Source organism: Flavobacterium glycogeni, assembly GCF_048286775.1.
In the GTDB taxonomy this organism is placed as follows: domain Bacteria; phylum Bacteroidota; class Bacteroidia; order Flavobacteriales; family Flavobacteriaceae; genus Flavobacterium.
In genome coordinates this window covers 175,723-187,812 of record NZ_JBLVPV010000005.1, presented here as the reverse complement: position 1 = coordinate 187,812, position 12,090 = coordinate 175,723, and the positions used below count along the sequence as shown (strand labels likewise).

13 protein-coding genes are annotated in these 12,090 nt (G+C 33.4%); 7 read left to right on the top strand and 6 right to left on the bottom strand.

Annotated features, from left to right (window positions below; translation table 11 throughout):
- Positions 1 to 178 precede the first annotated feature (178 nt).
- On the bottom strand, positions 179 to 742 hold the full coding sequence (gene purN, locus ACNQGX_RS06125; RefSeq protein ID WP_417975002.1) for a phosphoribosylglycinamide formyltransferase: 564 nt from the start codon (positions 740 to 742) through the stop codon (positions 179 to 181).
- Between the two features lie 176 nt (positions 743 to 918).
- Here purN and ACNQGX_RS06120 point away from each other — a divergent pair, with 176 nt between their 5' ends.
- From ACNQGX_RS06120 to ACNQGX_RS06095, 6 genes are all read left to right on the top strand, one after another.
- Entirely contained in the window at positions 919 to 1,155 is a 237-nt protein-coding gene (locus ACNQGX_RS06120) for an acyl carrier protein (protein WP_007137004.1), read from the top strand.
- Positions 1,156 to 1,337: 182 nt separating this feature from the next.
- The gene (fabF, locus tag ACNQGX_RS06115; protein ID WP_417975000.1) at positions 1,338 to 2,591 is read left to right on the top strand and encodes a beta-ketoacyl-ACP synthase II; all 1,254 of its coding nucleotides are present in this window, start codon (positions 1,338 to 1,340) and stop codon (positions 2,589 to 2,591) included.
- Positions 2,592 to 2,600: 9 nt separating this feature from the next.
- The gene (locus tag ACNQGX_RS06110; protein ID WP_417974998.1) at positions 2,601 to 3,341 is read left to right on the top strand and encodes a ribonuclease III family protein; all 741 of its coding nucleotides are present in this window, start codon (positions 2,601 to 2,603) and stop codon (positions 3,339 to 3,341) included.
- Between the two features lie 114 nt (positions 3,342 to 3,455).
- A complete protein-coding gene (locus tag ACNQGX_RS06105; RefSeq protein WP_417974996.1) occupies positions 3,456 to 3,944 on the top strand; it encodes an IPExxxVDY family protein in 489 nt (162 codons plus the stop codon).
- Positions 3,945 to 3,949: 5 nt separating this feature from the next.
- Entirely contained in the window at positions 3,950 to 5,380 is a 1,431-nt protein-coding gene (gene pyk, locus ACNQGX_RS06100; protein WP_417974994.1) for a pyruvate kinase, read from the top strand.
- A gap of 178 nt (positions 5,381 to 5,558) precedes the next feature.
- Positions 5,559 to 6,329, top strand: coding sequence for a Bax inhibitor-1/YccA family protein (locus ACNQGX_RS06095; RefSeq protein WP_417974992.1), 771 nt, complete (start codon positions 5,559 to 5,561; stop codon positions 6,327 to 6,329).
- A gap of 60 nt (positions 6,330 to 6,389) precedes the next feature.
- Here ACNQGX_RS06095 and ACNQGX_RS06090 read toward each other — a convergent pair whose 3' ends face one another.
- The 3 genes from ACNQGX_RS06090 to ACNQGX_RS06080 all read right to left on the bottom strand — a co-directional run bounded on the left by ACNQGX_RS06090 (position 6,390) and on the right by ACNQGX_RS06080 (position 10,229).
- Positions 6,390 to 6,905 carry a PAS domain-containing protein gene (locus tag ACNQGX_RS06090; protein WP_417974990.1) on the bottom strand — a complete coding sequence of 172 codons (516 nt, stop codon included), beginning with the start codon at positions 6,903 to 6,905 and terminating at the stop codon, positions 6,390 to 6,392.
- A gap of 96 nt (positions 6,906 to 7,001) precedes the next feature.
- Positions 7,002 to 8,084 (bottom strand): DNA polymerase IV, encoded by a 1,083-nt coding sequence (gene dinB, locus ACNQGX_RS06085; RefSeq protein WP_417974987.1) that lies wholly within the window; start codon positions 8,082 to 8,084, stop codon positions 7,002 to 7,004.
- A gap of 54 nt (positions 8,085 to 8,138) precedes the next feature.
- Positions 8,139 to 10,229, bottom strand: a complete 2,091-nt coding sequence (locus ACNQGX_RS06080; RefSeq protein WP_417974985.1) for a recombinase — start codon at positions 10,227 to 10,229, stop codon at positions 8,139 to 8,141.
- 385 nt (positions 10,230 to 10,614) lie between these two features.
- Here ACNQGX_RS06080 and ACNQGX_RS06075 point away from each other — a divergent pair, with 385 nt between their 5' ends.
- Positions 10,615 to 11,082, top strand: coding sequence for a CYTH domain-containing protein (locus tag ACNQGX_RS06075; protein ID WP_417974983.1), 468 nt, complete (start codon positions 10,615 to 10,617; stop codon positions 11,080 to 11,082).
- A gap of 1 nt (position 11,083) precedes the next feature.
- Here the strand turns inward: ACNQGX_RS06075 and ACNQGX_RS06070 are convergent, their stop codons facing one another.
- Together ACNQGX_RS06070 and ACNQGX_RS06065 are read right to left on the bottom strand one after the other, a co-directional pair.
- Positions 11,084 to 11,566, bottom strand: a complete 483-nt coding sequence (locus ACNQGX_RS06070) for a septal ring lytic transglycosylase RlpA family protein (protein WP_417974981.1) — start codon at positions 11,564 to 11,566, stop codon at positions 11,084 to 11,086.
- Between the two features lie 81 nt (positions 11,567 to 11,647).
- Positions 11,648 to 12,082, bottom strand: coding sequence for a hypothetical protein (locus ACNQGX_RS06065; protein ID WP_417974979.1), 435 nt, complete (start codon positions 12,080 to 12,082; stop codon positions 11,648 to 11,650).
- Positions 12,083 to 12,090 lie beyond the last annotated feature (8 nt).

The window sequence follows — 12,090 nt, the reverse complement described above, 5'->3', positions numbered from 1 at the left end:
TGGACTTCTTAGATTTTTAGACTTCTTAGACTGTTGGATTTTTAGAAAAGATAATGTAAAGAGACAAACTTTTTCAGGCTAACTTTTGTTCATCTTAAATAATACATTTAAGCGCTGAATATTTTTTTGAATTTATGAATCAACACAAAAATCTAAGAAGTCTAAAAATCTAACTAATCTATTCTTCCAATAATCTCTCAATTATTTCCGGGAAATATTTTTGTTCTAATTCATGTATTTTTCCGGCCACTTCTTCTGGAGTTTCATCTCCTGACAAGGCTACCTTTTTTTGAAAAATAATATTCCCTTCATCATAATTTTCATCAACAAAATGAATGGTAATTCCAGTTTCCACCTCTTTATTGCCAACAATTGCTCTGTGAATGTACATACCATACATTCCTTTTCCGCCGTACTTTGGTAGTAATGCCGGATGAATATTTATGATCTTATTAGGATAGACTGCAATGATGTTTTCGGGAAATTTTAATAAAAATCCTGCCAAAACAATCAAATCAGGTTGAATTTTATTTATTTTTTGTAATACAATACCTTCAATCAGTTCTTCTTTTGAGAAAATTATTGCTGGAACTCCATAGTTTTTTGCCCTTTCAATCACTAGAGCACTTTGGTTATTTGTAAACACCGCTTCAACCGTTCCAATTTTTGTTTTCGCAAAATACTTTATGATATTTTCAGCATTAGTCCCCGATCCAGAAGCAAAAACCACAATTTTTTTCATAACCTATCCTATTTTAATTGCACAAAAAAAGGCATAAAAATCGAAAATAAATAACATTACGACAGCTTTGTTAAAATAAATTTCATAAATTAGATGTCACATTTATTAACTAAATAGTTGTTTTAAAATAAAGTTTTTTATTTTTGCCAACAAATTAAATTCTAAAATTAAAGATTATGTCAGACATTGCATCAAGAGTAAAAGCGATTATCGTAGACAAATTAGGTGTTGACGAAAACGAAGTTGTAACAGAAGCAAGCTTCACTAATGATTTAGGAGCTGACTCATTAGACACTGTTGAGCTTATTATGGAATTCGAAAAAGAATTTGACATTCAAATTCCAGACGATCAAGCAGAAAACATCGCTACTGTAGGTCAAGCAATCTCTTACATCGAGGAAGCTAAAAAATAATAAATTATACACCCGTTTGCAATCCTGCAAACGGGTGTTATTATTTTTTTTAAAATTAAATTCGAGATTGAATTTCAATCAAAACTATATTTATTGTAATACCCATGGCTCTTTCGTAATAGTAATACAGCAAAGAAAGCATGGGTTTTATTTGTTTAAAGATAACAAAAAATAAAGAATTTATGGTATTAAGACGAGTTGTTGTAACAGGTTTAGGCGCTCTTACACCCATTGGAAATAACATTGAAGAGTATTGGAACGGACTTATTAACGGCGTTAGTGGAGCTGCTCCGATCACTTATTTTGACGCTTCGAAATTTAAAACTCAATTTGCATGCGAATTGAAAAATTTTAATGCTGAAGATTTCTTAGACAGAAAAGAGGCAAGAAAAATGGACCGCTATGCGCAATACGCAATGGTATCATCTGAAGAAGCTGTAAATGATGCCGGATTCAATCTGGAAACTTTAGATAAAGACAGAGCCGGTGTTATTTGGGGTTCAGGAATTGGTGGATTGGAGACCTTTCAAATCGAAATGTTGAATTTTGCAGCAGGCGATGGAACTCCTAAATTCAACCCGTTCTTTATTCCAAAAATGATTTCAGATATTGCCTGTGGTCATATTTCTATAAAATACGGATTTAGAGGACCAAACTTCGCTACCGTTTCTGCTTGTGCATCTTCAACAAATGCTATTATTGACGCTTTCAATTATATCCGATTAGGCCATGCAGATGTTATGGTAACCGGAGGATCTGAAGCGGCTGTAACTATAGCAGGTATGGGTGGATTTAACGCCATGCATGCTTTATCAACACGAAATGACGATCCAAAAACAGCTTCCAGACCTATGGATAAAGACCGTGATGGATTTGTTTTAGGAGAAGGAGCAGGAGCTTTAATCCTTGAAGAATACGAACATGCTATTGCTCGTGGAGCAAAAATATATTGCGAAATTGGCGGTGGCGGTATGTCAGCAGATGCGCATCATATAACCGCTCCACATCCTGATGGATTGGGTGCCAAAAACGTAATGTTAAACTGCTTGAGAGACGCTGGTTTAAAACCAACCGATGTTGACGGAGTAAACATGCACGGAACTTCAACGCCTCTTGGAGATATGGCAGAATCTAAAGCTATACTTCATGTTTTTGGCGAGCACGCTTATACAATGAATCTAAATTCAACAAAATCCATGACTGGTCATTTACTTGGCGCAGCAGGGGCTGTTGAAACAATTTCTTCTATTCTTTCCATGAAACACGGAATAGTGCCACCTACCATAAATCATTTTACAAATGATGAAAGCATTGATTCAAAATTAAATTTTACTTTCAACAAAGCTCAGAAAAGAGAAATGAATGTTGTTATGAGTAATACTTTTGGTTTTGGCGGTCACAATGCTTGTGTATTGGTGAAAAAATTAGAAATCTAATAATTATATATGCGTATAATCAGAAAAATATTTTCAAAATCCCGTTCTCCAGAAGACGGGATTTTTTTTGATTCTATTCAGAAAATCTTGGGTTTTGACCCACTAAACTTAGATTTTTATAAGAAAGCTTTCACGCATCGTTCCTCAAATCGTCTGGATATTTTAGGAAACCCGATCAATTACGAACGACTGGAATTTTTGGGTGACGCCATGCTAAGTTCGGTAATTGCAGCACATTTATTCAGTAAAGCACCCGCTGGAGACGAAGGTTATCTTACTAAAATGCGTTCAAAGATTGTAAGCAGAGAACATTTGAACGAATTAGGGAAGGACCTAAATTTAGTACAATATATAGAAAGCAAAGTGCCAATACAGCATTTTGGGGAAAACATCCATGGTAATATCTTTGAATCACTCGTAGGAGCAATTTATCTGGATAGAGGCTATGTATATTGTGAAAAATTCATTCAAAAAAGAGTTATAATTCCTTACGTAGATATCGCAAGACTCGAAGGAAAAGTAATTAGCTATAAAAGTTTGGTAATAGAATGGTGCCAAAAAGAAAAGAAAATATTTCATTATGATATTTTCGAAGATAACGCAATTGACGGACAACGTTTATTTGGCGTAAAACTTAGTATTGATGACAAAGTGATTGCAAGAGCAAGAGCAACTTCAAAAAAGAAAGCGGAAGAAAAAGCATCCCAACGTGCTTATTTTGCATTTCAAGAAAAAATGGACAGAAAATAATATCAATTTTCATAAAACTATAACGTTTTCGTTCATAAATTAACGAAAACATCTTATTCTGAGAGGTCTATACTTCGTTAGAAATACTATATTTACATCTTATTTTTTCACAAAATGGCTATTCATAAATTGGATCTTGGCGAATTTGACGAAATAGATTACGATCTCATCGCAATTCATACTTCATTAGAAGACTATCGATTGGCTTATTTTATCAATCAAAAGCTGCCTATAAATTTGAGTAAAAGCAAAAATGAAATTCAAATTAATATAAAAGAAGGCGAGACCAATTTTTCGAGATTTTATTATAATGATACCGAAAAAGACGTCTCTTGGGATTTGATTCAAAATAAAAATGAGGTTACCCAATACAAAAAAGAAAATACTCAAAATCTATTTTCAAATGTAACAATGGAAGTTTCAACCAAAGTATTTTTACTTCCGGAATTTAAAAAAGTAGATTACTTTTTAAAAATAGAAAATAACGACGATACCATGAATGTATCCAAAATACAGATCCTATTAAATACCATAGATAACGTATCCACAGTTTATACGGTAGATACAAATCAAATAAAATCAAAAAACAATTTAATTTTTTAATACAAATGCTCACAAACAAAAAAACAAAAATTGTAGCCACACTTGGGCCCGCATGTAGTACAAGAGAAATCATAAAAGACATGATTGATGCCGGTGTAAATGTATTTAGAGTGAATTTCTCTCATGCTGATTACAATGATGTAAAAGAAAAAATTAATATCATACGAGGCCTTAACGAAGAATTTGGCTATACAACTGCAATCCTGGGTGATTTACAAGGGCCAAAACTTCGTGTAGGAGTTATGGAAGAAGGTGTAATCGTTCATGATGGTGATTTAATTACATTTACCACTGCCGAAGACATTCTTGGAACTGCAAAGAAAGTATTCATGAAATACCAAAACTTTCCAAATGATGTAAATCCTGGAGAAAGAATTTTGCTTGATGATGGAAAACTTATCTTTGAAATCGTTGAAACGGATAAAAAAACAGAAGTTATAGCAAAAGTGATTCAAGGTGGTGAATTGAAATCTAAAAAAGGAGTAAATCTTCCTAATACAAAAATTTCTCTTCCCGCTATGACCGAAAAAGATATAGCAGATGCTATTTTTGCTATTGGACAAAACGTTGATTGGATTGCATTATCTTTTGTAAAAACACCAAGGGACTTGCAAGACCTACAAGAATTAATTGCGGAACACTCGGACTATAAAATTCCAATTATTGCCAAGATAGAAATGCCGGAAGCATTAGAAAATATTGACAAAATTGTTGCGTATTGTGATGCTTTGATGGTTGCTCGTGGAGACTTAGGAGTGGAACTTCCTGCTCATGAAGTACCTTTAGTTCAAAAAGAATTGATTCGCAGAGCTAAAACTGCCAGAATTCCAGTAATTGTTGCCACTCAAATGATGGAAACAATGATTACTAGCTTGACACCAACTCGTGCAGAGGTGAACGATGTTGCCAACTCGGTTATGGACGGTGCAGATGCAGTAATGCTTTCTGGAGAAACGGCTACCGGTAACTATCCGGTTCAGGTAATTCAAAAAATGACACAAATTATTGAAGCAGTGGAAGATTCTCCGCTAATTCAAGTGCCACAAAACACCCCACAGATTAAAACAAAACGTTTTATCACTAAAACAATTTGTCATCACGCTGCGACTATGGCTAATGTTATCAAAGCTAAAGCCATCTGTACCTTGACAAATAGTGGCTATACTGCTTTCCAGATTTCGGCTTGGAGACCTAACGCTCATATTTTAGTTTTTACTTCAAATAAAAGAATCCTTACCCAATTGAATTTGTTATGGGGCGTAAAATCGTTCTTGTATGACAAAAGAGTAAGCACCGACGATACTGTGACTGATATAAATGATATCGTTAAAGAAAAAGGGTATGTTGCCAAAGGAGATTTTGTTATTAATTTAGCCGCAATGCCAATAAAAGAAAAAGGAATGGTTAATACCTTGAGAATTTCTGAAATAGAATAGTTTAAAAACTACTTAAATACTTATCTGTCTTATTTCTTTTTAAAAACGAAATAAGACAGATTTTTTTTATTCATAAACGTATTTCGGTCCTACTCTCATTCGAAAAAAATTTAAGACTATTTAAACAATCTTCTGCAAAATAAAAATTATATTTGAGCAACAAATAATCCTACAAACTATGAACTTCAATTCAAAGAATCCATTTTTAAATAATAAAACTTTTTCCACTGCAGTTTCAAAAAATGACGAAGTACATCAAGCTAACATCATTGATTATAACGACGAAATGACTTTGTCAGGAACCATTAATAAAAGTTTAATCTTGTTTTTACTGCTTACCGCTTCTGCAACTGTAATTTGGTGGATGGCTTTTAACGGCATGAATCCAATGGTTCCGGCAATTGGCGGTGCTATTGTGGGATTAATTTTAGTACTTATTTCAGCTTTCAAACCACAATATTCCCCATATTTAGCTCCAGGATATGCGCTGTTCGAGGGGTTATTTATTGGTGGAATTTCGGCAATATTTGAAGCCATGTATCCCGGAATCGTAATTCAGGCAGTAGGCGCAACTTTTGTAACTTTTATGGTTTGTCTGGGATTGTATAAATATAAAATCGTAAAAGTAACAGAGCAATTCAAATCGGTTGTTGTGGCAGCTACACTTGCAATTGCAACCTATTACCTTATATCTTGGGTGTTTTCTATGTTTACCAGTTTTGTTCCCGTGCATTATGGAAACTCAATGATGAGCATTGGAATCAGCATTTTTGTTATTGTAATTGCCGCTTTAAATCTATTTTTAGATTTTGATCGAATAGAAAAAGGTGCCGAACAAAAAATGCCAAAATACATGGAATGGTATGGCGCCATGGGATTAATGATTACACTGGTTTGGTTGTATATTGAATTTTTAAGATTGCTATCTAAATTGAACAGTAAGAATTAAAACCATTATAAAAAATTTCATAAAAGAGAAAACCTTTCCAATTTGGAAAGGTTTTCTCTTTTATGCCGCTTTCTCAAAAGCTATGTAGTGGCTTAACTGCCCTTTTGTATTGAAGACTGGAAATCCTTTTATCTTACATCCATAAACATCTCCATTTTTTTTATAATTCACAATTGTTTTTTCAAAAGGTTCTTGAACTAGTATTGCACTACGAATTTCGTTCAAAATTCTCAAATCGGTTGCTGCACCTTGAAACATCTTAGGGCTTTTACCCAGAACTTCTGCTTCCAGATAACCATTCATTTTCATCATATTATGCGAAGCAAAAACGATGTTTAATTTAGTATCTGTTACAATTATTACTTCTTCTTGTAGTCTTGTTTTTAAATCCCAATTATTACGAATCCATTTATTTTGGGAAGCAAGAGCATCCAGTTTATTTAAATCCACAAAGAGATTTTTAATTAAACCTAAAAAATCATTATGGAAATCCCAAGAAGAAACAGGAACTGTTTTTACGCTTAAACTACTGTGATACTTAGCAATTGCCTCTTCGTATTGTCTAAAATTACTCATGCCTTTTTATGTTAAAAAACCAAATGTAATTTTATTTATAAAAATAAAACCACATATTTCAGACTTTAACCATTGTTGAACGAGTCAATTACTTAATTAAAAATCAAATTTCAACTGCACGACAACAAACTTCTTCTCTTCGGTATTTAAATTGCTGAGTGAAATTCCAAGTAATCGAACAGAGTCTTTCATGCGTTCTTGATAGAGCAACTCTTTTACAATTTCTAAAATCAATCCTTTATCTGAAATAAAATAAGGCAAAGTTTTACTCCGGGTTTGCTGTGTAAAGTCGCTGTATTTTATTTTTAAAGTGATTGTTTTTCCTGCTACATTGTATCTTTTTAATCTTTTTTCCAATGCACCGGCAATGACCTCCAATTTCTCAATCATGAAAATTTCTGAAGAAAGATTAACATCAAAAGTATGTTCGGCAGCAACTGATTTTGTAATTCGGTCTGATTTCACTTCGCTGTTATGGATTCCTCTTACTACATTGTAATAAAAATTTCCCGATTTTCCGAAATGTTTCTCCAAGAAATCCAATGTTTTGCTTTTCAACTCCACTCCGGTAAAAATTCCCAATTGATACATCTTTTCAGTAGTCACTTTTCCAACACCATGAAATTTTCGAATGGGTAATTCTTCCAAAAACGAAATAACTTCATCCGGATTGACCGTTTTTTGACCATTGGGCTTGTTGTAATCACTGGCAATTTTAGCCACAAACTTATTCACTGATATTCCTGCCGAAGCCGTTAAACCCACTTCGTTGAAAATACGCTGTCTTATTTCCTGTGCCAATAATGTCGCGCTTGGATTTCCTTTTTTATTATTGGTAACATCTAAATACGCTTCATCAAGTGATAAAGGCTCAACCAAGTCCGTATATTCATAAAAAATCTTTTGGATTTTACTCGAAATTTCCTTGTATCTGTCAAAACGCGGTCTTACAAAAATGAGTTCTGGACAATTTTTTTTGGCCATAACCCCACTAATAGCGCTTCGAACTCCGAATTTTCTAGCTTCATAACTTGCCGCTGCAACAACTCCTCTATTTTCTGAGCCGCCAACAGCAATAGGTTTCCCACGCAATAATGGATTATCCATTTGCTCCACTGAAGCATAGAAAGCATCCATGTCAACGTGTATGATTTTTCTATTTGGAATTAATTCCTGCATCTAAACTGATTGAATATCCAACACTATTTCCTAATGATTTATTAGCGCTAAAAATTATTTTTGATCTTCCACGTGCAAATAGTTTTCTACAACCGCTGATTTATCTTTCTTTTCCGTTGGAAAAAAGAAACTAATGGGTCTCGACTTGAAATGATTCCAAATGGAAACCGTAACAAATCGCAATTCGAATAATGAGATGGCTCTCGAACGAAATGCAAGCCCTAGTGAAAGACTAAAACTTACTATAAAGTTAACCAATCCTATAATACCAATCCCAAAAATACCCCAGAATAACATCGAGTCGCTTACTGCATAATTCGCACCGTATAACGCCAGAGCGAGATTTCCACTTCCAAAAGTGATATGTCGAATATCAAGATTCAATCCCAAAAACAAGCCAATAGATGCCGTACTTCCCATGAATATTCCAAACCAGAAATTTGAAATAATCCCAGCCCATCTTTTTCTGTATAATTTGGCTAATTTAACCGTTCTGTCTTTTCCAAAACTCCTTTTCAGCAAAGGGTGTTCTGTAATTCGAAAATACACTTGATTGTGTTTATCCCTGTTTGCAATACTTCCTGAGATGATTCCTGACAAAAACAAAAATACTCCTGCAATAGCCGCATGAAATATGGCTAAAGAGTGAATCGGACTCAAATCAATAAGTAAGCCTTCCCATTTAGTTGCAGCAATATTATACTGTAACGTATAATCAATACCCCAGATTCCAAGTAATGAAACCGGAAAAGCCATGATTACATTCCCCACAAAAGCGATAAACTGAGAACGAAACACACGTGCAAAAAGAATAGCAAAAGCTTTATACTTTTCGGCATCTTTTCCTTTTTTTATAACACCTTCCTCCAATGCTTTAATCAAAGCTGAAGCTGTCATAGCGGGTTGTTTTGTTGCCAAGGTAAATCCCAGAAGATAAATAGCAATAAATCCAAAAGCATAATTCATACTGTAAAGGAATGCATGCCCAAAAAAACTGGTATCAGCTTTAGAAAGTAAAACTTTAATGATGCATAAAATACCTACTATAAATCCTCCTCCTAAAGCAGTTCTAAACATTTTGAAATACTCTTGTCGGCTCTCAGTAATATAATGCTCCCCTGTTTTAGCCGTATGTTGCGTTATTTCATAGGAAATGAGTTGGGTGCTTTCGCCAATAAATTTCCTAACATTGTTTTTGTAGCAATTGTATTTAATCAAGTGCAAAGCCAATGTAATTCCGTTATTTTTTTTATCACTTCCTTTTTCTATAATCAATAATGAAATTAAAAATTTAAGTCGCACTAATTGCTGTCTGATTTTTAATAAATTCTGATTTACACGAAGTGAAATTCCGTATTTTGAACTATTATGAAATGCTTTCTCCACAAAGTCTTCGCATTGTTTATGTAAAACTAACAGCTGGGCATAGGACAAATCATCGGGTTTAATAAAATGGTTTTCAGAATTTCTAATTCGGTCTTCAATCAGGAATAATTCCTTTTCAAAAGCTGTAAAAGGACTTTCGTAATCATCAAATTCCGGAACCATTTTGATAACATCGGTTTCCAAGGCACGACCACTAATTCGTTGCGTAATTAAATCCATTGCAACTAATAATTCCGACAAAACTGAATTAGGTGCTACACTTTCATAAATTGATTTGAATTTGAAAAGCCTGTATAGTTCTTCCAATTGACTGGATGGAATTTTATTAATCCAAATCGTATCGTTGGCCAAATAGAAAACCTGATTAAGAATATATTCTAAAGTATCTTTTTGAGGCTGGTAGGGCAAAAACTTAGCGAAAATTCTTTTTTTGACTTCAAAAATAAAATCTACATCTTGTAGAATAGCTGCGTCAGAAAGTATTTTGTTGAATTTTTTATCTTTTACTATTTCTTTGAGATATATCGAGAATTGTTCTCTGCAAGAATCATTTTCATTGAAAAAAGAAATGATTTCCTGTAAATCAACCGTTTCCAGTTTTTTAATTTTTAAAGGTCTAATCAGCCTAATCAAATCGATTAAGGGTTCTAAGCTATCTTCCGTTTCACGCCAAGATTGGTTTTCCCCAAAAAACTTAATTAGTAGTGCTGCTGGTGTTGGTTTAGATTTTACTTTAAAAATTGGCATATTTGAATTCATTCGGTTTTTGTAAAAATACAAATCGACCCAACAACTTCCATTAACTTATTCATAAAATAATTGTTATACCGTTTGAACATAGAATTTACTGGATTATATTGTTGTGGCTTTGTCAAATGACAAATAGACACTGTTTTATTCCATTAAAAAGAAAGCTTAAATGGTATAAGTATGAAAAATAGAAATATTTGATACCTTTGAGTTTCTGGATTAGCCCAGATAGAAGTGGAAATCTTCGATTGAAAAAAACTATTTTTTCTTTTTAAAAAAGAGCGACCCAAGAAGCTCCTTTTTTAAAAATAGAAAAAAAGTTTTATGATTGAGAAATTGAAATGAATAGCTGGTCCCGATAGCTATCGGGATAGCTCCAAAATATTTATAAAAAATGATTGAAATAGAAAGAAAATTTTTGGTTTTAAATGATTCATTCAAAGAAGAAGTTTTCGCACAAAATCATATTGCGCAAGGGTATTTGAGTTCGGTTCCAGAACGTACGGTACGGGTGCGCATAAAAGGTGACAAAGGATACTTGACCATAAAAGGGATTTCAAATGATTCCGGCATGTCTCGTTTTGAGTGGGAAAAAGAAATTCCTGTTGCTGAAGCAAAGGAATTATTATTGTTATGCGAAAAAGGCGTTATTGACAAAACCCGTTTTGAGATAAAACGAGGCAATCATGTTTTTGAGGTTGATGAATTTTATGGTGACAATGAAGGGTTGATTGTCGCTGAAATTGAGCTTGATTCTGAAATGGAAACTTTTGAAAAACCAAGTTGGCTAGGTGAAGAAGTGACAAACAGTAACCGTTATTACAATGCTTATTTAAGCACTAATCCCTACAAAAACTGGTAATTTAATTGCTTAATACCGCCATTGTCACTTTCATTCCGCCGCTGCTTTTATTAGAGGTAATATCCATAAAGGCTCGTTTTGAAAGGTCAATTTCTCTAGATTTTACAAATGGTCCTCTATCGGTAATTTCCACAATTACGGACTTCCCATTTTTTTCATTGGTCACTTTTACTTTTGTACCAAAAGGAAGTTTTTTGTGTGCGGCAGTATACTTGTTATTATCAAATCTTCTACCGCTTGTAGTCCGTCTTCCATTAAATTTATCGGCATAATAGGATGCATGCGCCTCCTTTTTATAGATTTTAAATTTTCCTAATGAAGTTATTAAAGAATCTAATTTGTTATCTTGTAATTCAATTACTGCTTTACCTTTTTTAAGTGTGTCTTTTTGTATTGCTGCTTTTTGTTTATCTGAGATTGAACTTTGGCTGCTGACTAAGCTAACAATTGCAAGTAAAAAAAATAATGTTATTGATTTTTTCATATATATCGTATTAGTTAAATCTATTTTACAAAAACCATACCTAGATAAGAAAAGCCCTATTTCTAGGGCTTTTTTGGTTTTTTAAAACCAAATTTTCCATGGAATCCTACTTAAGATAAGTACTAATCCCAAGCCATAAAAAATAGAGAAGGTTTTGAATTTTGATTCGCCAGCTATTAATTTTTTATGCTTAGACCAACCAATTGTGATTAGAACAATTGCAATGATATTTATTAACGGATGCTCTAAAGCCAGCAATCTGCTTTCGGTTGTTAATCCACCCATTCCAACTGCTTTTATCATATTTAATCCATTAGGCGACACAAAATATAAAATCAACCCAACTAACAATTGGGTGTGTATTGCTATTAATGCAAACAATGCAATTTTCCTGTCTTTTGAAGTAAAATCTTTTTTAGAAAACATCCCAATAAAGGAATTAACCACCGCAACCACTAATACTAAAAGTGCTAAATACCCCCAACCGGAATGAAATTTTTGAATAAAATCGTACATAAATAATG